We start from the raw sequence: 24,633 nt of genomic DNA on the forward strand, positions 1-24,633 counted from the left end.
GGCAGTCCCCGCGGCCCTCTCGGGTCCGCGGTCCGGAAGGGGGCGGCCCCCCTCCTCCTTCATCCCCGAGCGGCCTATTCGGCGCGAGGCACGTAGACAGCGACGCTGCGCGCAGGGACCACCAACTGGGTCTCCGTGCCGGCGAGCTGCAGCGTCCTCCCGCTGAAGACGTCCACGTACGTCGCGGCGCTGGCCGCCAGGCTCCCCAGGGGCTCCACCACCAGCGGGCGGTCCACGTCGCTCCGGTTGATGGCCACCACCGCGCCCTGCCCGTCCGGCAGCGAGCGCTGGTACACGTACAGGTCCTTCTCCACGCGCAGGGTGTGCCGCGAGCCCGTCTGCAGCGCCGGTGACGTCCGCCGCGCCTGACCCAGCTTGCGCACGTGCTCGAGCAGGTCCGCCTCCAGCGCGGTGAGCGTGGAGTCGAAGCGCATCAGCCGCCGGTTGTCGGGGTCTCCCGCGCCGGGCAGGCCCACCTCGTCGCCGTAGTAGATGAGCGGCACGCCGGGCTGGGTGAGCACGAAGGTGAAGCCGTACTTCGCCTTCTCGAACGCGGCCGCGTCCGTCACCGTGGCCGCCGGGCGCGCGCTGCTCCAGGGGTCTCCCCCCTCCCCGTCCAGCTGCTTCGCGGCCTGGGACATGAAGCGGGCCACGTCATGGTTGCCCAGGAAGGGCGAGTTGAGCGTGCCGGGCGCGTAGAAGACCTCGTTCTCGCGCACCGCCTGGTCCACGCGCTCCAGGCTCTGTCCGTCCGCGAAGGCCTCGCGCACCGGCCAGTACAGCGGGAAGTCGAACTGGCCATCCAGCTCACGGGGGCTGATGTAGCGGGCGATCTGCGAGCGGCCATCCGCGCCCACGAAGGTCTCACCCACCAGGTAGAACTCGGTGCCCGTCATCGCGGTGAGGTCGCGCAGGCGCCCGCGCAGGGTGCGGCCAGCCACCTGGTCCATGTGCTTCACCGCGTCCATGCGGAAGCCGTCGAAGTCCGCCGCCTCCAGCCACCACAGCGTGTCCGCGATGAACTGGTCCACCATGTTCGACGAGCGCCAGTTGAAGTCGGGCAGGTAGTCGGTGAACTTGCACGTCAGCCGCTTCTCCTCCCAATCGCAGTCCTGGCTGCCGCACACGCAGCTGGCGGAGGTGTTGAACCAGTCGTCGTCGCGGTGGGTGACCCAGTACGGGTGCTCCTGGTGCACGTGGTTGAGCACCAGGTCGGCGATGACGCGGATGCCCTTCGCGTGGGCCGCGGCGGTGAGGGCGCGCAACTCCTCGAGCGAGCCGAAGCGGTGCTGCGTGGTGCGCGGCTTCGTGGGCCAGTAGCCGTGGTAGCCCGAGTAGTACTTGCCGCCGGTGCCGATGAAGCGGCCCTCGGGGTTCTGGTCCACGGGCGAAATCCACAGCACCTTGACGCCCAGCGAGTCGAAGTAGCCGTCCTCCAGCTTGCGGGTGATGCCGGCGAAGTCTCCGCCCTGGTAGTTGGCGATGGGGTCCACGTCCGCCACCGGCCCGTCATTCTCCGCGCGGGCGTTGAGAAAGCGGTCCGTGAAGGCGAAGTACATCAGCCCCGACTCCCACCGGAACTTCTGGGGCTCCACCCAGAACGGCAGGTAGAGCGGCTCGGCCGCGCGGCCCGCGGCGTCCGTGGCCACCACCTTCACGTGGTGCTTGCCCTGCCCCAGCGCCTCCTCGTGCAGGGTGATGCGGCCCGTCTTCGCGTCGAACGCGTCGGGGCGGGGCTGGCCATCCAGCGTCACCACCACCTTGCCCTCGTCGGGGCCCGCCTCGTCGGTGCCGTCGACGTACGCCACGTCCACGTCCAGTACGCCCTGGGGCGAAGCGGCGAAGCGGCGAAGCTCCAGCACCGGCTGCCGACAGTCGGGCACCGTCAGGCGCGAGAACTCCTCCGCGCGCACCCAGCGGGAGTACGGATTCTGCGGGTCCATCACCTGCTGCTGGCCGATGACGAAGCGGTAGCCGTAGTCGCGCGGCTCCAGCCCCTCCAGGCGCGCGGTGAAGACGCCGTCCCCCCGGTCCGCCATGCGCAGCGCGGTGGAGGAGAAGCCATTCCACTCGCCCGCGACGGTCACCGCGCCCACGAGCGACTGCTGCGGCGCGTACGTCAGCATCACCTCGCAGGTCCGGACGGGAATGGAGTCTTCGGAGTCACCACAAGCCGCGGAGAGGAGCAACACCGGAAGCGCGAGCGAACGGACCATGCGGGAGTGCGTCATGCGAGCGCCTTTCTACGGGAGGCCCGCTCGGTTTTCCAAGCCCCCACCCGGCACCTTTTTGACTCACCGCATCACACCCCGGCATTGACGGGCACCGGACAGAGCGCTCCCACCTGCCCCTGGGGACAGGTGCCAGGGCCCCACCCACTGGGTATGGAAGCGTCCCCGGCGAATGGCGCCCCATCAAGATTCGCGGCCGCTCGGGCACACCTCACAGGAAAACCCATGAGCGCTTCCGGACTGGCCTCGCGTCTCGTCGTGGTCTCACTGCTGTGCTCGGCTTCGCCGACCTGGGCCTCGAGCCATCGGGAGGCACCCCTCATCAGCAACGATCCGGCGGCCGACGGCACGGACATGTACGCCTGGAAGCAGGGCACCAACCTGGTGCTGGTGGCGAACTACTACCCCATCGGGATTCCCTACGGCGGCCCCAGCTACTACCTGTTCGACGACAACGTCCTCTACGAAATCCTGGTCGACCAGACCGGGGACGGCGCCCCCGACGTGCGCTACCAGTTCCGCTTCCGCACGCAGATCCGTCCCAGCCCCCTCCCCTCGGTGGGGACGGTGGCCGGCTACAACCCCTACCGGGACTCGTTCCTCTACGCGTTCGCGGGCGTGAAGAGCGCCACCTCGCCGGAGATCCTCCGCTATCAGACGTACACGTTGACGAGGCTGGCCGGAGGCTCGCAGCAGGTCATCCTGAAGGACGTGCCGGTGGCGCCCAACAACGTGGGCCGACTGACGACGCCCGGGTATCCCCAGGCCACCGCCACCACCGCGGTGGACCCCATCACCCAGAGCGCCATCCAGGGCGGAGGGACCGGGGTCGCCGCCAAATACAAGGTGTTCGCCGGCCCTCGCGATGACCCGTTCTTCGTCAACCTCTCCAAGACGTTCGACTTCCTCGACTACAGCGGCCAGCCCAACCGCGACGACCTCGCCGGGCTGAACGTGCTGTCGATGATCATCGAGGTGCCCCTGACCGAGTTCAGCTCGCCCCACCTGGGCATCTGGACCACGGCCAGCCGGCCCAAGATCACCACCCGCCGTCCTGACGGCGGTGTCGACACCCAGGGCGGCTGGGTCCAGGTGTCCCGGCTGGGCAATCCGCTGGTGAACGAGGTGATCGTCCCGGTGAAGTTCAAGGACTTCTTCAACGCCTCCAAGCCCCAGAACGACCTGTCCACGCCCACCATCGTCGCCATCGTCACCAACCCCGAGCTGCCCCAGCTGCTCCAGGCCAAGGGCTTCATTCCCCTCGCGCCGCCGGCGCCGCGCACGGACCTGGCCACCATCTTCACCCGCGACACCCAGGGGCGACCCTCGGGGGAGATGCTCCACATCAACACCGGCGTGGACACCGCGTTCCCCAACGGCCGTCGGCTCACCGACGACGTGACGGACATCGCGCTCAAGGCAGTGGGCGGAGCGTTCTACACCACGTTCGCCGACGGAGGCCCCGCCATCCTTCCCGACGGAGGTGGAACGTTCGCGGCCGCGGCGAGCGGCCTCAGCGACGGGGTGAACGCCAATGACAAGGCGTTCCTCTCCACGTTCCCGTACCTGGCGGCGCCCCACTCCGGCAACCCCTGAGCCCCGCGCCATGGCCTCTCGACCTCTGCTGTCCCTGGGCGTGGCGGTGCTCGCCATCAGCGCGGGGGGGCTCGCCGCGTGGTGGCAGCGCCCCCCTCGCGACGAGGCCGGCGCACTCGCGCCGGAGTCCCCCGTGGCCCGCCTGACGCGAATGCAGCAGAGGGCATCGCCCGAGGACTCGATGGCCCAGGGGCGGCTCGCCACGCTGTGGATGACCGAGGCCCTGCGCTCCGGGAGCGAGGAGCAGGTGACACACGCGCGCCTCGCCGCCCGTCGTGCCCTGCTCGTGGACCCGGAGCGCGTGGACGCCCTCAAGGTGGAGCTGTTGCTGCTCCACCATGACCACCAGTTCCGGGAGCTGCGCGACGCGGCACGCTCCCTGACGACGCAGCACCCTCACGACGCCTTCTTCCAGGGGATGCTCGGAGACGCCGAGCTGGAGCTGGGGCGCTTCGACGAAGCCGAGGCCGCGTACACGCGAATGATGGACCTCAAGCCCTCTCACGCCACGTACACGCGCGTGGGCTATCTCCAGTTGATGCGCGGCGAGGTGAACGCGGCCCTCGACAGCCTCAAGCTCGCCGCGAGCTCGGTGGACCGGATGGACGGGAACAGCGTGGCCCGGGCCCTGTGCGAAATCGGTGATGTGTACCTGGCCCGAGCGGACCCGGACACGGCGATGGAGTACTTCGACGTCGCGCTGACCCATGCGCCTGGGTTGGGCCGGGCGCACGCTGGACGCGGTCATGTCCTTCGTGCGCGGGGGCAGGACACGGCGGCCATCGAGGCCTACCGCGCGGCCCTGGCGGCCTCCCCTCACGGAGGACATCGCGCCTCGCTCGCCGATGCACTCGAGGCGGCTGGACGGACGCCGGAGGCTCAAGCCGAGTACCAGCGAGCCCTCGCGGACAGCGCCGAGGATGCCCGCGAGCAGGCGCGGCTGATGCTGGACCTGGGCCTGGACATCGGCCGCGCGGAGACGCTCGCACGTGCCGAGCTGACGCGCCGACAGGATGTCCTCACGCAGGCGGTGTTGGCTCAGGCACTCGTCAGTGCGGGCAAGGTGGACGAGGCCCGTCCCCTGGTCGCCGCGTTCCTGCGCGCGGGGACCCGACATGCGCGGCTCGACCTCGTCGCGGGGCTCGTGGCCTCCGCGAGCGGAGAGCCGGTCGCCGCTCGCCAACACCTGGAAGCGGCCTTGAGGGGCTTCCCGCCCCTTCCGCCGCGGCAACAAGCGCGAGCCCGCGCGCTGCTCACGCCCCTCGCCGCCCCCGTCCAGGCCAGCGCTCGTCCCCCGAGCACCGCGGGCCCATGAGCCCACGCGGGCGGTGACGACCGCCGCGACGAGCATGGCCACTGCCGCCCAGGTCCGCGCCCGACCTCCGGGTACCGCGCGCCCATGAGCCCACGCGGGAGGTGCCGACAGTCGCGACAGGCCTGGCGACTGCCTCTCAGGTCCGCGCTCGACCTCCGGGAGCCACGCTCCCGAGCCCACTACCGCGGACTACTGCTGCGACGAGCCCGTCACCCCCTCGTACTCCTGGAGCGCGCGCAGCACCTTGCTCGCCTGGGGGTGGCTATTGGGCGCCAGGTCCAGGAAGAGGCGGTAGTGCTTCGCCCCCTCCTCCTTGCGCCCGAGCCGGGCCTCCACCGAGCCCAACAGCAGGTGGCACTCGTAGTTCCCGGACTCCACTGCGATGCACTCGCGGGCCTTCGTCCTGGCCGGCTCGTACTGCTTCGACTTGAGCAGCTCGCGCACCTCGGTCAGCAGCTTCTCGCCCGGGCTCTCGGGCTCGGGCGTCTCGTCGATGACCAGCGAAGACCCCGACCGGGGCGATGAGGGGCCCTTCGCGGAGCCCTGGCGCTGGGGCGGCGGAGGGGGCTCCGTCGGACGAGCCGCATCGGCGTCGGCCTGCTCCACCGCGCCCTTCGCGGACGTGATGCGGACCTCCACCTGGCCCTGGTTGTCCGTCGGATCATCGTCGACGAAGCCGCAGTGGAGCCCATGGACGCCCGTGATCGGGACGTCCGAGCCTTGCGAGAGGAGGAAGCGCCTCGCGCGGGCCGGAGGCGTCGCGGGACCATCGCGCTCCAGGGACACCTGCTGGACACAGGCCACCGTCACCACCGGCCCCTGCTCCGGGCCGCGGGTGAAGGCGCCCGAGCCCACCGACGACAGCGACAGCGTGTAGCTGTCCGTGGGGTCCATCCCGTCCAGCAGGAAGCTACGGCCCACGTCGGTGACCATCCACTCCGGGTGGATGAGCAGCTTACGCTCCTGATGGGTGCTCGTGTTCACCACGGAGACGATGCGCTCGGGCAAGTCATCCTGGGGCGTGGGCCCGCCCACCGTGAAGACCATCACCGACGCGGCGCCCGCGGGCGGCGTGTCACGACCGACGATTCCCACCGCCGCATCCGCCGCGATGTTCTTCCCCGTCAGCAGGTAGAAGAGGCTCGGCAGGGGCTTGCTCCGGTCCGCCGCGGTCAGCGCGGTCGACTCCATGACGCGGTAGGTGTGCGCCGGGTCCATCGCCCCCAGCGCCGCGCGCCCCGAGGACACCGCGAAGAGGTGCCGGGCCGCGTCCAACCGGAAGGAGGGAACGGGCATCCGGGCGAAGTCCACGCCCTCCTTCCTGGGCGTCGCCACCACCTGCTGCGCCGGCTTCGCGACGGGCGTCCCCGGCGCCACGCGAGGCGCGTCCGCGTCCTTCAGCTGCGGGCCAGGGAGGGGCGGCCTCGCCGGCCCCGCGTTCGCGGGCTTGTCCGGCGGCATCCAGTCCGCCTTCAGCCGGTCGAACGACGACCACAGCAGCACCAGCAGGATGAGCACCCCCGTGCCCACCACGACGTGGTGCGTGGAGACGCGGAAGCCGTTCTCGAAGAAGCCGCCCCGGTCCGGCGAGTTGCCGTCCGTGTCGTCCTCGTCCTCCGACAGGCCCTCACCGCCGTCGGGCAGCTCGCTCGGGTGGCTCTCCTGGGTCCTGGGCTCCGTGCGCAGCTCCGGGGCCGACAGCTCCGTGGGCCGGGGCAGCAGGTTGGTGGTGGCACGCCAGACGGACAGCTCCTCCACGAACGAGGCGGGGACCTTGGTGTCCTTGCCCAGCTCCGTCATGTCGGGCCGGAACAGCTCGCGCAGCAGATAGGCGGCGGACATCGCGGAGAAGCGCGGCGCGGCCTTGAAGAGGAACCCCGCGAGCGCGTCACCGAAGGCATGCGCCGACTCGAAGCGGTCCTCCTTCCGCACCGCGAGCGCCTTGTGGAGGATGGCGTCCAGGCGCACCGGCACGTCCGGCCGCACGTCCCGCGCACGCGGCATCGGCTGGCGCGTGTGCAGCTTGTGCAGCACCGCGTACTCGGGCCCCTCCAGGGGAAGACGGCCGCACACCATCTCGAACAACACCACCGCCGTGGCCCAGACGTCCGTGCGCGCGTCCACCTCTTCGCCCCGGGCCTGCTCGGGGGAGAAGAACAGGTACTTGCCCTTCACCACGCCGGGCGCGGTGTCGAAGCTGCGCAGCGAGCGCGCCTTGGCGATGCCGAAGTCGACAATCTTGACCTGGCCCTCGTAGCTGATGAGGACATTGTCCGGGGAGATGTCCCGGTGGACGATGTGCAGCGGCTCGCCCTTGTCGTCCGTGCGCGTGTGCGCGTAGTGCAGCCCCCGGCACATCTCCAGGGCGATGTACGTGGCGATGGGCACCGGCAGGCTGGCGAACTGCGAGCGCAGCGCGCGCTTCATCACCTTGTTGAGCGGCTGCCCGTCCACGAACTCCATGGCCAGGAAGTACTCGCCATCCACCTGCCCGAAGTCGAAGACCTGGGCGATGGCGCCGTGCGACAGCGAGGCGGAGATGCGCGCCTCGCTGATGAACATGGAGACGAACGCCTCGTCGTTGGCGTACTCCGGCAACACCTTCTTGATGAGGACTGGCTTGGTGACCCCCGCGGCCCCCAACAGCTGGGCCCTCCAGGTCTCCGCCATCCCCCCACGGCCGATTCGGGACTGGAGTTCGTACCGGCCAAACTGTTCGTGCTGCGGATTCGCCATTGCGGCTTAGGGTATCCCGGGGCATCCCGTTCAAAAAGGGTCGTCAGGGAATACCCGCGACCTCTCATCGCCCGAGGGGCGGGGGCGTTTTCCCTGAATTTGTCTGGCCATACGTCTGGAGGATTTCATTCACCGAGCGCGCCTCGGGGTGGTTGGGGTGGCGCTTGACGAAGGTCTGGTAGCGCTCGAGGGCGCCCTCGGTCCTCCCGAGCAGGAGTTGCATGCCCCCGGACAGGACGAGGCAATCGGGATGCTCGGGGGCAATGCGCAGACAGTCCTCGGCCAGCAGGAAGGCGTCGTGGTGTTGCCCGGCGCGGGCCAGCCGTTGTCCCTGGAGCGCCAGGCGCGCGGCCTCCTCTTGATTCGCGGGTGAGGGCCGGCGCGTCTTCTCCCATGGGGTGACGTGGACCTCGGCCTCGCCCTCGTTGTCGAAGCTGGCGTCGTCGATGAAGCCGCATCGCAGGCCCCGGATGCCTCGGACGCGGGCCTCCCGCCATTCGGAGATGAGGAACTGCAGGGGTTGCTCGGCGTGGGCGACGGGCTCCGCGGTGCTCGGGGCGTCCTCGTGGGGAGACCCTTCGAGGCAGGCCACCTGGGCGGCGGGCCCATGCGCGCGGCCTCGGAGGAACACGCCCTCCCCTCTCGGCGTGAGTGAGAGGGCATACGTCTGCCGGGCGTCGAGTCCCTTGATGAGGAAGCCCTTGCGGGCGGAGATGCGCATGGGCTCGGGGTGGAAGGTGAAGCGCTGCTGGTCCTCGGTGTTGACCTTGCGGAGGTAGACGGACTGGGGCGAGAGGTCCTCGCGCGTGGGCTCGCCGAGGGTGAACAGCGAGATGGCCCGGACGCCCTGGAGGGTGATGGGGTTGCGGGACACGATGCCCTCGCGGACCTCGGGGCGGACCGCGTCGCCGGAGAGCAGGAAGAAGACGAGGGGCTCCCTGCGCGGTGTGGGCTCGTGGATGAGCGGGTCGGCCGCCCCCTTGGCCTGCGTCATGCCCCAGAAGCTGTAGCTGGCCAAAGCGTCGAGGCGGGAGAAGGCCACCAGGTCGAGCGGCACGCGCAGGACGTGTCGCTTCGAGTCGAGCACGAAGGTCGTCTCCTTCGGGTACTCACCCACGGACTCGGGCGCGTCGGTGGGCGCGGTGCTGTCGGCGACGGGCGAGCCGTGGAGTGGCTCGGAGTCCACGGGTGGCGGTGTGATGGGGGACGCGGTGGTCGACCCACCAGCGCCTGGCTGGGGGCGGGTGGGGTTCGCGTCACCGGGCGCTGTGGGCGTGGGGATGGGTTGGGTCGGGGAGACATCCTCGGGCTCTGACTGCCTCGAGGCGATGAACGGGATGGCCACCGCGAGGACGAGCAGCACGGCGGCGCCCGCGGCGATGAGGGTTCGACGATGCCGCTTCGGGGCGGAGATGGAGGCGAGCCGGACCGTGGGCGCGTTCGCGGCGGGAACCGGGTTCTGCGCGACCGGGGACGCGTTCGCGGCGCGAGCCGAGGCCTCCTGATTCGACATGGGGGCGGTCCCGGCGGGCAGCGTGCGACGCGGCGGTGGCGCCGCGGGGACAGGCGCTGGAGGAACAGCGTCCGAGCGAAGCAACTCCGTGGGCGCGCTCGCGGCGCGTGTCGCGGCGATGGGGATTCCCATGGGCGTCGGGCCCAAGGTGTGGGTGCGACGTGGAGGCAATGAGGGAAGGCCCGGCGTCACGGGAACGGAGCCGGCGTGAAGCAGCTCCGTGGGTGCGCTCGCCGCACGCGACGCTGACTCCGGGAGGGCCATGGGCGCCTGGCCCAGGGGATGCGTGCGACGTGGCGGAGCGGAGGTCGCCAGGGGACCTGAGTGCCCCTCCGTGGACACGCTCGCGCCGCGAGTCGAAGTGTCCTCGACGAGCTGGGGCACCGGGCCCAGGGTGTGCGTGCGACGTGGCGGCGGAGCTGAAGCAGCCGGGGTCCCTGAGGGACCCTCCGTGGCGGTGTTCGCCGCGCGCGCCGACACATCCTGGATGACCATGGGCATCGAGCCCGAGGTCTGGGTGCGACGGGGCGACGACGAGGCAGGCCCTGGGACCGAGGGGAACCGCACCGTGGGCGTGATCACGGACGACGGGGGGTCGTGAACCGCCGAGGAGAGCGCGGCCGCGGTCTGGGTGCGGCGCGGTGGCGAGGCCGAGCCCTCCGACGAGGTCGAAGCGGAGACCGAGAACGCGGGCATCGTGTCATCGGCCGAACCAGGTAACGCGTTCGAGCTCTGAGTCCGACGCGGTGGCGTCGTCGATGAAAGTCCCGCCGCGGCGGTCATCGCGGCGAGCGAGAACTCCGGCAGCGTGGACTCGGGAGCATCGGGGACCACCGCGGGCAGTGAGCCCTCCGTGCGAGTGCGACGGGGCGGCGGCGACGATGAAGTCCCGGCGGGGCTCGATGCGGAGAGCGAGAACGCAGGCACCGTGAGCTCGGGGGCCTCGGGCTCCACCGCGGGCAGGGAGCCCGCCGTCTGCGTGCGACGTGCTGGCGACCGCGCCCCGGAAGTGTTGGCCGTGGACGCGGGTACCTCGCCCGACGTCTGAGTTCGACGCGGTGGCGAGGACGAGGGCCCTGGCGTCGTCGGGCTGGAGACCGAGGATGATTTCCCACCAGGAGGGCTCGGCGTCTCCCCCGAGGATGCCGCACCGCCAGGCATGGCACGGGGACCGGAAGTCACCGCGGACCGGGGCGGCGTGGACCGAGCCGCCAGCCCTGGCGTCGAGACGCGCGGCGTCGGTGCCGACGAGGCGCCACCGCTCACCGAGCGCTCCCCTGCCCCCAACTCCCCTCGCGTCGTCTTCGCATCCTTCGACGAAGGTCCAGGCGTCGTGGGCCGAGTGGACGACGCCGGCGGCGGACCTGACACCGCGGGACGCATCCCGGCCCCCACGCCGGGCGTCGTGGGACGAGCATCCTCGGGCGTCACATCCGGCAGCGGGGCTCGGAGTCCCGAGCCGGGCGACTCCTGCTCGCGCCACGTCGTCAGCTCCTCCACGAAGGCGGGAGGGACCCGGAGCTCGCGGCCGTCCTTCTGCAAATCCTCCCGGAAGAGCTCACGGACCAGGTACGCCAGGTTCATCGTCGAGAACCGGGGCGCGAACGAATAGAGGAACGCGGCCAGCGTATCGCCGAAGGCATTGGCGGACTCGAAGCGCCGCGCCACGTCCACCGACAGCGCCTTCATGATCAGCTCATTCAGCTCGGGGGGCAGCTCCTTGCGCAACTGGATGGGTGGCGGGAAGTCGCCGTGGGCCATCCGGGTGAGGACCACCGGCTCGGGGCCCACCACGGGAGGCTGGCCACAGAGCATCTCGTACAACACCAACCCCGTGGCCCAGATGTCCGTGCGCGCATCCACGTCGTGCCCCCGGGCCTGCTCGGGGGAGAAGTACAGGTACTTGCCACGCACCACACCGGGCTCCGTGTGGAAGCCGCGCAGCATGCGGGCCTTGGCGATGCCGAAGTCGACGATCTTGACCTGGCCCTCGTAGCTGATGAGGACATTGTCCGGAGAGATGTCCCGGTGGACGATGCCCAGCGGCACGCCCTTCTCGTTCGTGCGCGTGTGCGCGTAGTTCAGTCCCCGACACATCTCCAGGGCGACATAGACGGCCAGGGGAATGGGCAGACGGGGCAGGCCCATCCGCGCGCCACGCTTCAGGACGCGATTGAGCGGCTGTCCATCCACCAGCTCCATGGCCAGGAAGTACTGGCCATCCATCATGCCGAAGTCGAAGACCTGCGCGACGTTCCCGTGGGAGAGCGAAGCGGAGATGCGCGCCTCGCTGATGAACATGGAGATGAAGGCGTCGTCGTCGGCGAACTCGGGCAGGACCTTCTTGATGAGGACGGGCTTGGTGACTCCGGCGGCGCCGAGCAGGAGGGCGCGCCACGTCTCCGCCATGCCTCCACGGCCGATCAGGAACTGCAGTTCGTAGCGTCCGAACTGCTCATGTGGATCATGCGCCATGAGTGCCCCCCCGGGCCTTGCGCGGAAGATACGACAGGTCGCGAACGAACGCTCACCGCGATGGGTCCACCCCTTCCAGACCTGACAACAAGCCCTTCACGACCTCCGTCTGTGCATGCCGGGGATGCAGCTCGAGGAACCGGCGATAGAGGCGCTCCGCCTCGTCCGGGCGCCCCTCCAGCGTCGACGCCGTCGCGGACATGAGCAGACATTCCGCGTGCTGGGGGGCCATGGACAGACACTTCTCTCCCAGGGAGAGCACGGCCCCGGAGTCCCCGGACCGCAGCCGCTGCCGCATCTCCTGGACGAGCGCTCCCACGTCCACGTTCCGTGGCTTCTTCGAAGGTGGAGGTTTGGACGGCTCCTGCGCCTGCTTCTCGATTCGCATCCGCAGCGCGCCCGAGTTGTCGTCCACGCTGTCATCGATGAAGCCGCACCGCAGCCCGAGCACGCCGCGGACGCGCTGCTCGGTGCCGATGGAGAGGAGGAACTGGAGCAGGGCCCCTTCCCTCTCGGACCTGGGGGCATTGCGTGGCGCGGCCCCCGCGTCGGGCACCCACTGCGCGCAGATGACGGTGCGCGCGGGCCCGGCCTTGGGCCCATGGAGGAGCGCGTCTTGCTCGGTCGCCTCCAGCGTCAGCGCATACGTCACCATCGGGTCCAACCCGGTGAGCGTGAGCGCCCGCTTCAGGAGGAGTCCTTCGGCGTCCGGGTCGAAGGTCATCGCCTGGAACGCCTCGCGGGTCCGGCCGGCGAGGCGGATGTTGCGCCAGGGCGTGGAGCGGGGACTGGGCGGTCCCAGCCGGAACAGCGCGACCGAGCGAGCCCCCGAGAAGCGCATCGGGGCGATCGGCACCTGGCCGAGGCGGTTGGCCTCGGGGAGCTGGTCCGCGTCACCGGACAGCAGATGGAAGACCCGCGTCGGTCCATCGGCGCCGGGCGCGAGGACCTCGGGCGCCTCCTGCGTGGGTCCGCTCGCGTCGCCGAGCGCGTAGGTCTTCGAGGGGTCGAGGTCCACGAAGGCGTGGAACTTCGGAGGCACGATGATGACATCACGGTCCGCCTCGAGCGTCAGCTCGCGCACGGGATACGCGATGACGGCGGGAGGACGCAGCTCGCCCGCCACGGGTCGCGTGTCACGGCCCTCCGTCGGTGTGCTCGTGGAGTCCGAAGGGAGGGCTCGGGCGATCAGGACTCCGGTGAGCACCGTGCCGAGCACCCCGAGTGACGCGAGTCCCGCCACCCTCCATTTCCTGGAGAGCCACAGGCGCGACAAGAGCCCGAGCGCGCCGAGCACCTGGGTGGGCGGCTCACCGGAGAACCGCGAGGCATCGAGCACGGTCCGGTCCAGGTCGGGGTTCCGGGCCAGGGGCGTGGCGCCGGGGTACGGAGCGGCGGGGAGCTCCAGCGTCTCCCGAGGGTGCGGCTTCGAGGGAGGTGGACGGGCGCGGGCCTCGGAGGTGCGCCAGGACGCGAACTCCTCCTCGAAGGAGCGAGGGACGGTCAGGGTGCGTCCGTCCTTCTGGAGGTCGTCGCGGAAGAGCAGCCTGACGCCGTACGCCAGGTCCTGGGAGGAGAACGAGCGGGTCTGGGAGTAGAGGAACTCGGCCAGTCCCTCGGCGAAGGCGTGCGCGGAGCGGTAGCGGGCGTCGAGGTCCACCGACAGGGCGGACATGATGAGCGCGTCCAGTTCGGGGGGGAGACTGGGGCGAAGCTGCCGGGGTGGAGGGAACTCGCCGTAGGCCAGACGCAGCATCACCGCGGCCTGGGTGCCGGTGACGGGCGGTTGCCCGCAGAGCAGCTCGTAGAGCACGAGGCCGGTGGACCAGACGTCACTGCGGGCATCGACCTCGAGTCCCTTGGCCTGTTCGGGGGAGAAGTAGAGGTACTTGCCGCGCACGACGCCGGGCTGGGTCTCGAAGTCGCGGGCCATGCGGGCCTTGGCGATGCCGAAGTCGACGATCTTGACCTGTCCCTCGTAGCTGATGAGGACGTTGTCCGGGGAGATGTCCCGATGGACGATGCCCAGGGGGGCGCCCTTCTCGTCGGTGCGCGTGTGCGCGTAGTGCAGGCCCCGGCACATCTCCAGGGCGATGTACGCGGCGAGCGAAGGGGGAAGCCGAGGCAGCCCGAGTCTGGCGGCGCGCTTCAGGACGCGGTGGAGGGGCTGGCCATCGACCAGCTCCATGGCGAGGAAGTACTGGCCCTCGACGCGGCCGAACTCGAAGACCTGGGCGATGTTGCCGTGGGACAGCGTGGAGGAGATGCGCGCTTCACTGATGAACCGGGAGATGAAGTCCGAGTGGTTCGCGAACTCGGGCAACACCATCTTGATGAGGACCGGCTTGGTGACGCCCGCGGCACCGACGAGCTTCGCGCGCCAGGTCTCCGCCATCCCGCCCCGCCCCATGAGGGACTGGAGCTCATACCGGCCGAAGCGTTGGTTTCGTTCGGTGGACATGGGCGTGGGGCGCGGGTGCTCGGGGTCAGCTCATCGCTTGTGCTTGCTGTCGTACTTCTTGAGCAACTTCGTCACGCTCGGGCGGCTCGAGTGGTTGCTCGGCGCATGCTCGAGAAAGCGCCTGTAATACTGCGCTCCGATATCGGGCAGATTGAGTCGTGAGTAGGTGGTCCCCAGCACCAGATAACAATCAGCGTTGTATGGATCGAGTTTCACACACCACTCCGCGACGCCAATCGCCTCCCTATACTTCCTTGCACCCATCAGGTTCCGAGCATCGCGAACCACCTCGCGAATCGGGCTATTGGCGGGAATCGCTCGCTCCGACGAAACAGCTCGAGAGGCCGGGGCCTCCTGGTCGTAGATGACCTTGTATCCAGCAGGCGCCACTCTGGGGGGAGGCACACTGCCCGGTGCCGTAGCCTCGGCGCCTCCTGACGGTTGCACGGGCTGCTCCTCCGCGCTCTTCCGCGTGTACTCCTCGACCAGGGTCCGAGCGGTCGGCATGAGCGAATGACGAGGGTGACGGAGAACGAACCGCTGATACTGATTCGCGGCCTCCGTGAACCGCCCCGCGCGCGCAAGGCTCGCCCCGGAAGTCAGCAGACACTGGGGATGGTCCGGTACGCTGTCGAGGCATTGATTCGCGAAGTCCACGGCGTCCCGATAGGCGCCGCTATCGAGTGCACGTTGCGCCATCTTCCGAGCCTCCTCCGCAAGAACGGCAGCGGACCCAGGGCGTATGTCATCCAACTGCCCGGGAATCGGGTACGCGGGATTCATCAGGACCTCCGAGGACTGAGACAGCGGCTGCCCGAATGACCCGTAGATGCCTCCCCAGATGACACCCACGGCCACCGCGGCCCCCACCAGCATCCCCCGCCCCGTCGTGCGTGCGCGGAGCTCCGTCGGCGCCACGGGCGTCTTGTCCACGGCCGGAGGCGGCACCTCGATCGCCACGGGCGCCAACCCACGGGCCGGCGGCACCTGCGTCGGACGCTCCGCCTGCTGTCGCCACAGCGTCAGCTCATCGATGAACGACGGAGGCACGGACAGCTCACGCCCCTCCTGCGCCATGTCCCCCCGGAACAGCACCCGCGCCAGATACGCCAGGCTCATCGTCGAGAAGCGAGGTGAATGCGAATAGAGGAACCCCGCCAGCGCGTCCCCGAACGCATTCGCCGACTCGTACCGCGCCGACAAATCCACCGACAGCGCCTTCATGACGATGTCGTCCAGCTCCTCCGGCAGGCCTGGGTGCACCTCCCGAGGCGACGGGAACTCTCCGTTCGCCATCCGCATCATCACCGACGCCTGCGAGCCCGACACCGGTGGCTGCCCGCACAGCATCTCGTACAACACCAACCCTGTCGCCCAGACATCCGTGCGGGCATCCACCTCGCGCCCTCGTGCTTGCTCTGGTGAGAAGAACAGGTACTTCCCCTTCACCACCCCCGGCTCCGTCTGGAAGTTGCGCGCCATCCGCGCCTTCGCGATGCCGAAGTCGACGATCTTCACCTGCCCCTCGTAGCTGACGAGCACGTTGTCCGGAGAGATGTCCCGATGGACGATGCCCAGCGGCACGCCCTTGTCGTCCGTCCGCGTGTGCGCGTAGTGCAGCCCCCGGCAGATCTCCAAGGCGATGTACGTCGCGATGGGAATGGGCAACCGCGGCAGGCCCGTCGTCGCCGCCCGCTTCATGATGCGGTGAAGCGGGGCCCCGTCCACCAACTCCATCGCCAGGAAGTACTGCTCGTCCACCCGTCCGAAGTCGAAGACCTGCGCGATGTTCCCGTGGGACAGCGTCGCCGAGATGCGCGCCTCATTGACGAACATCGACACGAACGCTTCGTCCGCCACGAAGCCCGGAAGCACCTTCTTGATGAGGACGGACTTCGTCACGCCAGCGTCGCCCATCCACCGGGCGCGCCACGTCTCCGCCATTCCCCCTCGGCCGACCCACGACACCAACTCGTATCGGCCGAACTTGTCTCCGGGCTGCAAGGCCATATCAAGCGCCGACCCTACCACAGCCCTCTTGGATCGCTAACCTGTCCGGTTTTGCCCACTTACTGAAGTGCCCCTCGCGATCATGCGCGCATGGGTGGCAACCCAGCTGAAAGCAGGACGGGCCACGAGGTTCACGAGTTCGGGCAGCCCTGGGTCAACGATGCGAGTCGTAGGCCTTGAGCAAATCCGTGACACCTTTGCGACTCGGATGGTTGTTTGGGGCAAGCTCTAGAAAACGTCTGTAATGCCGTGCGCCCTCGTCGGCCTTGTTCAGTCGTGCGGAAACGATTCCCATGAGCAAGTGACAGTCTGGGTTTTCGGGCTCGATCCTCGCACACGCCTCCGCGGCAAGGTCCGCCTCTTTGTATTTCTGCGCCTTGATCAACTCCCGAGCCTTCAGAATCAAGTCACGGACCGGGCTATCAGGGGGATTCCAGAGTGAAGAGGCGGAAGCAGCGCCAGACTTCGTGACGGGCTTGGCAGGGGCGGCCTCGTCGTAGATGACCTTGTATCCAGGCGGAGCCTCTCGCGGTGGAGACGAACCTCCCGCAGGCGTCGTGCCACGGGCCGTAGCCTCGGTTTCTCCAGGAGGTTGCGCGGGCTTCTCCTCCGTCCTCTTCCTCGAGTACTCCTCCACCAAGGTCCGAGCCGTCTTCGAGAAATCATGCTCAGGGTGACGGTCGACGAACCGCTGATATCGACTCGCGGCCTCCTCGAACTTCCCATCTCGCGCATGGCTGGCCCCAGCAATCAGCAGACACTGGGGATGATCCGGTGCATTCTTGAGGCATTGATCCGCGAAGTCCGCGGCGCTCCGATAGGACCCATTATCGCGAGCACGTTGAGCCTTCTTCCGCGCCTCCTCGGCCAGCTCCGTGGCCGACATCGAGCGGGCGCTCTGTTCATCGTCGAGCCGCCCCGGAATCGGGTACGCGGGATTTACCGGCGCCCCCGAGGACTGCGGCGCCGGCACAGCTTGGGTCCATCCGAAGTACCAGAGGCCCCCTGCCCCGATGATCCCAACGGCCAACGCTGCCGCGAACAGGACCCCGCGATTGACTCCCAGCCCGACGACCTTGGTCGCGTGAGTCGGAACCTCGGGCCCATCATCCACGACCGGAGGCGGCACCTCGATCGCCGCGGGTAACAACTTCCGGGTCGCCCGCGGAGGCCGGGACTTCAAGTCCGTCTCGACCTGGGACATCACCTGCGAGACCACCGGCTTCGACCCACGGGCCGGCGGCACCTGCGTCGGAGTCTCCGCCTGCTGTCGCCACAGCGTCAGCTCATCGATGAACGACGGAGGCACGGACAGCTCACGCCCCTCCTGCGCCATGTCCCCCCGGAACAGCACCCGCGCCAGGTACGCCAGGTTCATCGCCGAGAAGCGCGGCGAATACGAATACAGGAACCCCGCCAGCGCATCCGCGAACGCGTTCGCCGACTCGTACCGCGCCGACAAGTCCACCGCCAACGCCTTCATGACGATGTCGTCCAGTTCCTCCGGCAGGCCCGGGTACACCTTCCGAGGCGACGGGAACTCCCCGTTCGCCATCCGCATCATCACCGACGCCTGCGACCCCGACACCGGCGGCTGCCCGCACAACATCTCGTACAACACCAACCCTGTCGCCCACACATCCGACCGCGCATCCACCTCCCGCCCTCTCGCCTGCTCCGGTGAGAAGAACAGATACTTCCCCTTCACCACCCCCGGCTCCGTCTGGAAGTTGCGCGCCATCCGCGCCTTCGCGATGCCGAAGTCGACGATCTTCACCTGCCCCTCGTAGCTGACGAGCACGTTGTCCGGGGAGATGTCCCGATGGACAATGCCCAACGGCACGCCCTTGTCGTCCGTCCGCGTGTGCGCGTAGTGCAGCCCCCGGCAGATCTCCAACGTGATGTACGTCGCGATGGGAATGGGCAACCGCGGCAGGCCCGTCTTCACCGCCCGCTTCATGATGCGGTGCAGCGGCGGCCCATCCACCAACTCCATCGCCAGGTAGTACTGCCCATCCACCCGTCCGAAGTCGAAGACCTGCGCGATGTTCCCGTGGGACAGCGTCGCCGAGATGCGCGCCTCATTGACGAACATCGACACGAACGCGTCGTCCGCCACGAACTCCGGCAGCACCTTCTTGATCAGGACGGACTTCGTCACGCCGGCGTCGCCCAGCCACCGGGCGCGCCACGTCTCCGCCATTCCCCCCCGACCGAGCCACGACACCAACTCGTATCGGCCGAACCTGTCTCCGGGCTGCAAGGCCATATCAAGAACCGACCCTACCCCACTTTCCCAGGTCCCCGAACTTCCCAGGTCTTCCCCGTGCTATGATCCCAACCGTGGCGAGTATGGGAGACGAGGATGGGGATGACGCGCTGGTCCGAACCGATAGCCTACCGGCACTCCGGAGCGCGCGCGTCCGGGTGAAGCTGGCGGTGCTGTCCGGGCCGGATGCCGGACGGATGTACCCACTGACGCCGGGACGCTACCGGGTCGGCTCCGAGGCGACCGCGGACATCGTCCTGCCGGATCGCGCCGTCTCCCGGCAGCACCTCGTCCTGGAGGTCCGGGACAACACCGTGCGCGCCACGGACCCGGGCTCGCGCAATGGATCCTTCTGCGAGGGCATGCGCTTCTCGGAATTGGAGGTTCGTCCAGGGGCCACGCTGACCCTGGGGACCACGGAGCTGCGCCTCATCGCCGAGGGCGAGAAGTCCAAGGCCCCGCCCCTCTCCACCCGCGGCAGCTTCGGCGGCCTGGTGGGCACGAGCCGCCGCATGCGGGAGGTCTTCACCCTCCTGGAGCGGATGACCCAGCAGGGCGAATCCGACGTCCTCATCCAGGGCGAGACCGGCACGGGCAAGGAGCTGTGCGCGGAGGCCATCCACACGCACGGCTCGCGCGGCAAGGGCCCCTTCGTCATCGCGGACCTCGCGGGAATCCCTCCCCAGCTCCTGGAGAGCGAGCTGTTCGGCCACGTGAAGGGCGCCTTCACCGGGGCCCAGGCAGATCGCGCTGGCGCCTTCGAGCGGGCCCACGGCGGCACCCTCTTCCTCGACGAGGTCGGTGAGCTGCCCCTCGAGGTCCAGCCGCGTCTCTTGCGCGTGCTGGAGCGCCGGCAGGTCAAGCGCGTGGGCGCCAACGACTACCGCACCTTCGACGTGCGCGTCGTCGCCGCCACGCACCAGGACCTGGAGGGCGCGGTGAAGCAGGGCCGCTTCCGGGGCGACTTGTTTCACCGGCTCGCGGTGCTGCGCGTCGTGCTGCCGCCCCTGCGCGAGCGCCCCGAGGACATCCCGCTGCTCATCGACACCGTCCTCTCGCGCCTGGGCAAGCCCCCCAGCGCCCTGTCCGATGTCACGCGCGCCTTGCTGACGCAGTACCCCTGGCCGGGCAACGTGCGCGAGCTGCGCAACGTGGTCGACCGCGTGGTCAGCATGGGCGAGGAGGCGCTGCCGGAGATGCCCGACCTGCCCGAGGCCCCGCCTCGCGCGAGGGCCTCCCAGGACGAGGAGGACGACGAGTCGACGCTGTCGCTGGCGCTCGACCTGCCCTTCAAGGAAGCCAAGGAGCGGCTCATCGAGGGCTTCGAGCGCGACTACCTGCGCAACCTCGTCGAGCGCTGCGAGGGCAACGTGTCCCGCGCGGCGCGTGAAGCGGGCATCGATCGCGTGTACCTGCGCAAGCTCTTGCGCAAGCATGGACTCGACTCAGGCGGCCCCTGAGCCAGGGAGGTGTCGCAAGCCCACTTCCCCACCCCGCCTCACAGCACGCGATGTGCGTGCGCCACGGTGAGAGGAAAAATCCACGCAGCCCGTGGCCGACCCGGAGCGCGCGGGGTCTCCTCGGTGAGAGGCCGTTATTTCCTCCGGACCTTTCGGAATCAGGTGGGGTTGGCGCGGGGCCAGCTCCCCAGACGAGGCGTCGGGACGGTACCCGGCGCCTCGTTTTTTCTTGGCGGGCACACGCCCCGCGCCGGCCACTGCTCAGTAGACGACGAGCGCCTGGGGGGCGTGGTAGCTGACGATGGTCAGCACCGGGATGCGCGGCGCCTCGGCGTCATCGTCGTTGCCTCCCGACGTCAGGCGCACCCCATCGAAGCGCGCGAGGAAGACGTACTCGCGACGCGCCTCGAGGAAGGGGTCCGCGACGGAGAGCCGGCCCAGCGCCTCGCGGCCCGTCTCGTCCGAGACGTTGTCGAAGTGCTTGCGCGTGGAGGAGACGGTGCCGCGCTCGCGCGTGCTGAGATTCCCACCCAGCCGCCCCGGCCCGGTGAGCTGCGTCTGCCCACCCAGATCACCGCTCGTCGTCGTCGTGGTGTCGAACGTCTCCCCGTAGCCCACCGGGGCATCCGACTCCACCGAGGCCAGCGTGTGCTCCACCAGCCACACCGTGGGCTTCTCCCCTTCCGAGCGCTGGTCCGCGACGCGCGCGCGCAGCATCACGTAGCGGCCCTTGTACGTGTCCGGACGCTCCACCGCCGAGGCGAGGGAGAAGATGGGAATCTTGCGCTCCTGCAGGTACTGGAGCTCGCCGGGCACGCTGCCTCCGCGCTGCGCCACCACGCGCGCGATGAGGTTCGCGGCCTCGGGCCGGACCTTCAGGTCCTCCGCCCACGCGCCGCCGAGCAGCGCTCGGATCTGCGTGAAGGGCGTCAGCTCGACGCAGGCCTTGAGGGCCGCCCAGCCTTCATCGCGAGACTCGGCCTGGACCCGACGCGCGGCGGCCTCGCACAGGGCCGGATTCGGATAGCGCGCGACGAAGCCCTTGGGGTCCGCGGAGGCGCTGGGCGGCGGGGCCTCGCGGGCCTTCTCGACGACGGGCGCGTCCTCGCGGGGCGGCGACTCCGCCCAGGTGACATGGGAGTGCGACGCGCCGCAGCCGGCGGCGAGCGAGCCCAACAGGGCCCAGGTGGGGAGAGTCCAGGGATGGTGGCGCATGGCGCTGACTCCTAGAGCGAGGCGGAACCAGAACGAGAGGCCCCAGCACGCTCCCGCGCGGTGGGCGACGTGGACGTCGAGGGCAACACGACCGAGCACACGTCCTCGCAGCGCTCGCTCAGGCACGCGAGCGTCGCGGGGGAGGTCTGCTGCTGGGACACGTCCGCGTAGCAGCGATCTCCCGTGCCAGGGCAGCCTCGGCGCGCGGCGCACTCACAACAGGGCGCGGCCACGGTGGCCATCAACTGCGCCTCCTGGAGGACCGTGGACAGGCTGCGGTAGCACGTGCGCGCCGTCGCCGCGAAGCGGCCCTTCGTGTCCACGATGGACACGCTGCCACCGAGCCCGCATCGGTCCGCGGCGGCGAGATAGCGCTTCTCACACATGGAGATGAGCGTCGCGTCGGTGACGCCCTCGCGCGCATTGCTCACCGTCTCCGTGCACAGCGCGCGGGAGATGTCCTTGAGCAGCTTGCGGTTGGCCGCGTCCTGCTCGGAGCTCGGCGTGCCCGGCGTGGCGTCGGACTCGAAGACACACTCCTTGCCTTCGCGGAGCGTGTCGACGGTACAGGCCCACGCCGTGGGGGAATCATCGGACACGGGCGGCGCCGAGAGCGCTTCCGGTGCCAGCGCCGGAGTCGCGGCGGGAGGAGCCGAACCCAACAAGAACAGGGAGACGATGAGCGCCTTCATGGACACGGCAGGTTAGGCGCTCGCGGCGCGCCACACAAACCAGACCCGGTGTCACTGTTCACCCCACACCTGGGCCTCCAGGACGACCCGCCGTGCACTTCCCCACGGCGGACCTCTTCGGTCATGGACGGGGAAGCTCCTCGCGATCCGAGATGAAGAGGTAGCCGAACACCACGACGCTGATGATGACGCAGGTCAGGGCGACCACGAGCATCAAGGACAGCCGGCGCCCCACCAGGACGCTCACATAGATTTCTCCGGCCACGACGAGGAGCACCATGGCGAGGATGGACAGGGCGCGTCGCCAGGCCTGTCGCGAGGTCGGGGGCCACCCACGACGCACCGCGCCCGAGGGACGCTCGGACAGGCGAGGACCGCGAAGGCTGGACGGTTCGGCTGGCATGACGCGGGCCCCTCGTCTCGATTCGACCAGGTGTCTCGCGCCCACGAGACGTGAGCACGAGACCCGCCCCCTCCGGCGGCGCGGCGTCAGCCAGGGGAACCTGTGTTGAACGTGGAGCGCCGCGCGACGACGCGCAACGGGACCGGAGGCGGCCTCGCGCGAGCCCCGGGCCCACCGCGCGGAGGGCCTCACGCCATCGAGGCGCTCCCCTGCTCCCATGTCGGCGCCCACGCGACGAACGCGCGCACCCACCCTTGCACCCTCACCGGGCCCGCTGGAATGGTGGGTCGATGCACGCCCCTCCTTCTGTTGAATGGACACCGTACGAAGCGGGAGCCTCGCTCGGCTGGGAGGGCTCGCAGGGTGGCACCATCGCGCGGGACGAAGAGGTCGCGGGGCAACTGCGACTCACGTACGAGCGCGATGACAGTCGCTCGTTCCATGCCGTCACCTGCTCCGTGACAGGCTGGTTGCTCCACCATCGCTTCTTCGACAACGCGGAGGCCGCGAGCGAGGCCTATGACGCGATGAAGCCAGCGCTCGAGGCGCTGCGCACCCACCTGCGCGAGGGCGGACCGGGTTCCCCCGAGGAAGCTCGACGCGGGGGGCCCCTGCTCGCGGACTTCCTCGCGCGCTTTGCCTGAAACAGGAGGGGTCGCGACATTTCGGTCGAGGCGACGTTGAGGAGAACGACCGTCCCCGCCGGAGCCCCCCTCATGTCGCCCAAGAAGAAGTTGTCCCCCCTGGACGCCAGGCTGCTCGCAGCCATCGAAGCCTCGAACGCCAAGGACGTCGCGAAGCAGCTCGCGGCGGGCGCCAACCCGAACACCGTCGATGGCAAGGGGTATCCCGCCCTGCACTCCGCGGCCAGCGAAGGCCGCCTCGAGGTGGTCCGCCTGCTGCTCGACGCCGGCGCGGACCTCCACGCACAGGACGCGGAGGGAGCCATCGCGCTCTCGTTCGCCACGGCGCAATCAGGTGACGAAGGGGTGGCGTTGGTGAAGCTGCTCATCGACAAGGGCTCGCACATCAACCATCGATGGAACGACGAGGCGGGCTCCACGGTGCTCACGGACCTGCTCGGCGAGGAGAACGAGGAGCCCTCGGAGGACATCCTCGCGGCGCTGCTGAAGGCGGGGGTGGAGCTCAATGCCCCCAATGGGCAGAACGAGACGCCCCTGATGCTGGCCGCGGAGTTCAAGGACCAGCCGAAGCTGACGGAGCTGCTGCTCGAGCACGGCGCCACCGTGGACACCGTCAACGAGCGCGGGTGGACGGCCCTGATGTGGGCCATCCGCGCTGGGAACGTGGGGGCGGTGGAGCGGCTCATCGCGAAGGGCGCCAACGTCAACCACCTCGCGACGGATGACGAGGGCGACACCGCCCTCACCCTCACCCTCAACGAAGACGAGCTCTTCAGCACCCCGTCGCCGCGAATCGTGAGCGCGCTGCTGCGCGCGGGCGCCAACCCGAACCAGCCCAATGCGCGGGGATGGACGCCGCTGCACCTGGCGGCCTGCATCGAGGACGTGGAGCCGCTCGAGGCGCTGCTCGCGGCGCGCGCGGATCCGAACCTGGCCAACACGGTGGGCTACTACCCCATCGACCTCGCGACGCGCCGTGGCTACACGAAGGTCATCGAGCGCCTGCTCGCGGCCGGAGGTCCCACGCGGGAGCAGGCCGCTCGCAAGCGCATGGACGGCATCTGGAAGCAGATTGGCGACTGGGCCGACAAGCACCACCCGGGCTACGCATCGCGGCTGACGGTCAACCGTCCCGCCACGTCCCAGCAGATCGCCGCATTGGAGAAGCGGGTCGGCAGGGAGCTGCCCTCGGACTTCCGCGCGTTCCTCCAGAAGTTCGGCGGGGGGGCCGGGACGTCCAGGGGGCTGTCCATCTCCGAGTACTACGTGCTGCCCACGGAGCACATCCAAGACGTGTGGAAGGGCTTGCGCGAGCACGTCGACAACGGCGTCTTCAAGAAGGCCACGCCCCACGAGCTGTCCGAGGAGCAGCAGTTCGTGAAGTGGACGTGGTGGCACCCGGGCTGGGTGCCCTTCGCTTCGGACAGTGGCGGCAACCTCTACTGCGTGGACCTGGAGCCCGAGGAGCATGGCAGCGTCGGGCAGGTGATTCGTTGGGAGATCCACGGCGGTCCCCTGGGCCCGTACGCCGACTCGATGGAGGACTTCTTCGAGGCGTATCTCCAGAAGCTGGAGAACGGTCGCTACGACGCCAGCGTGCTCGATTGAGCCCG

14 protein-coding genes are annotated in these 24,633 nt (G+C 69.4%); 5 read left to right on the forward strand and 9 right to left on the reverse strand.

All coding sequences use genetic code 11. From position 1 onward, the window contains the following. Positions 1-74 precede the first annotated feature (74 nt). Positions 75-2,231: an alpha-amylase family glycosyl hydrolase gene (locus LXT21_RS23635; protein ID WP_254040427.1), complete on the reverse strand. Its 2,157-nt coding sequence runs from the start codon at positions 2,229-2,231 to the stop codon at positions 75-77. A gap of 225 nt (positions 2,232-2,456) precedes the next feature. Here LXT21_RS23635 and LXT21_RS23640 point away from each other — a divergent pair, with 225 nt between their 5' ends. Further along, a complete protein-coding gene (locus tag LXT21_RS23640) occupies positions 2,457-3,827 on the forward strand; it encodes a DUF4331 domain-containing protein (RefSeq protein WP_254040428.1) in 1,371 nt (456 codons plus the stop codon). Between the two features lie 10 nt (positions 3,828-3,837). Beyond that, on the forward strand, positions 3,838-5,142 hold the full coding sequence (locus LXT21_RS23645) for a tetratricopeptide repeat protein (protein ID WP_254040429.1): 1,305 nt from the start codon (positions 3,838-3,840) through the stop codon (positions 5,140-5,142). 189 nt (positions 5,143-5,331) lie between these two features. Here LXT21_RS23645 and LXT21_RS45430 read toward each other — a convergent pair whose 3' ends face one another. The 5 genes from LXT21_RS45430 to LXT21_RS23670 all read right to left on the reverse strand — a co-directional run bounded on the left by LXT21_RS45430 (position 5,332) and on the right by LXT21_RS23670 (position 18,606). Continuing rightward, the gene (locus LXT21_RS45430; protein ID WP_323394859.1) at positions 5,332-7,878 is read right to left on the reverse strand and encodes a serine/threonine-protein kinase; all 2,547 of its coding nucleotides are present in this window, start codon (positions 7,876-7,878) and stop codon (positions 5,332-5,334) included. A gap of 64 nt (positions 7,879-7,942) precedes the next feature. Continuing rightward, positions 7,943-11,800, reverse strand: a complete 3,858-nt coding sequence (locus LXT21_RS45435; protein ID WP_407667021.1) for a protein kinase domain-containing protein — start codon at positions 11,798-11,800, stop codon at positions 7,943-7,945. Positions 11,801-11,918: 118 nt separating this feature from the next. Then, the gene (locus LXT21_RS45440; RefSeq protein WP_323394863.1) at positions 11,919-14,327 is read right to left on the reverse strand and encodes a serine/threonine-protein kinase; all 2,409 of its coding nucleotides are present in this window, start codon (positions 14,325-14,327) and stop codon (positions 11,919-11,921) included. A 30-nt stretch (positions 14,328-14,357) separates the two neighbouring features. Continuing rightward, positions 14,358-16,337 (reverse strand): serine/threonine-protein kinase, encoded by a 1,980-nt coding sequence (locus LXT21_RS23665; protein ID WP_256571891.1) that lies wholly within the window; start codon positions 16,335-16,337, stop codon positions 14,358-14,360. A gap of 154 nt (positions 16,338-16,491) precedes the next feature. Beyond that, complete coding sequence (locus LXT21_RS23670) at positions 16,492-18,606, reverse strand: serine/threonine-protein kinase (RefSeq protein WP_256571892.1); 2,115 nt, start codon at positions 18,604-18,606, stop codon at positions 16,492-16,494. Between the two features lie 62 nt (positions 18,607-18,668). On the opposite strand from LXT21_RS23670, the gene LXT21_RS23675 reads away from it, so the two are divergent. Further along, positions 18,669-20,066: a sigma 54-interacting transcriptional regulator gene (locus LXT21_RS23675; protein ID WP_254040432.1), complete on the forward strand. Its 1,398-nt coding sequence runs from the start codon at positions 18,669-18,671 to the stop codon at positions 20,064-20,066. A 261-nt stretch (positions 20,067-20,327) separates the two neighbouring features. Here LXT21_RS23675 and LXT21_RS23680 read toward each other — a convergent pair whose 3' ends face one another. From LXT21_RS23680 to LXT21_RS23690, 3 genes are all read right to left on the reverse strand, one after another. Further along, a complete protein-coding gene (locus LXT21_RS23680; RefSeq protein WP_254040433.1) occupies positions 20,328-21,281 on the reverse strand; it encodes a hypothetical protein in 954 nt (317 codons plus the stop codon). An 11-nt stretch (positions 21,282-21,292) separates the two neighbouring features. After that, positions 21,293-21,973 carry a hypothetical protein gene (locus tag LXT21_RS23685; RefSeq protein WP_254040497.1) on the reverse strand — a complete coding sequence of 227 codons (681 nt, stop codon included), beginning with the start codon at positions 21,971-21,973 and terminating at the stop codon, positions 21,293-21,295. Positions 21,974-22,094: 121 nt separating this feature from the next. Then, positions 22,095-22,376: a hypothetical protein gene (locus LXT21_RS23690; RefSeq protein WP_254040434.1), complete on the reverse strand. Its 282-nt coding sequence runs from the start codon at positions 22,374-22,376 to the stop codon at positions 22,095-22,097. Positions 22,377-22,666: 290 nt separating this feature from the next. On the opposite strand from LXT21_RS23690, the gene LXT21_RS23695 reads away from it, so the two are divergent. Together LXT21_RS23695 and LXT21_RS23700 are read left to right on the forward strand one after the other, a co-directional pair. Continuing rightward, positions 22,667-23,020 carry a hypothetical protein gene (locus LXT21_RS23695; RefSeq protein ID WP_254040435.1) on the forward strand — a complete coding sequence of 118 codons (354 nt, stop codon included), beginning with the start codon at positions 22,667-22,669 and terminating at the stop codon, positions 23,018-23,020. 72 nt (positions 23,021-23,092) lie between these two features. Continuing rightward, positions 23,093-24,628: an ankyrin repeat domain-containing protein gene (locus LXT21_RS23700; protein ID WP_254040436.1), complete on the forward strand. Its 1,536-nt coding sequence runs from the start codon at positions 23,093-23,095 to the stop codon at positions 24,626-24,628. The last annotated feature ends 5 nt before the right edge of the window (positions 24,629-24,633 follow it).

This window comes from Myxococcus guangdongensis, from assembly GCF_024198255.1.
Taxonomy (GTDB): Bacteria; Myxococcota; Myxococcia; order Myxococcales; family Myxococcaceae; genus Myxococcus; species Myxococcus guangdongensis.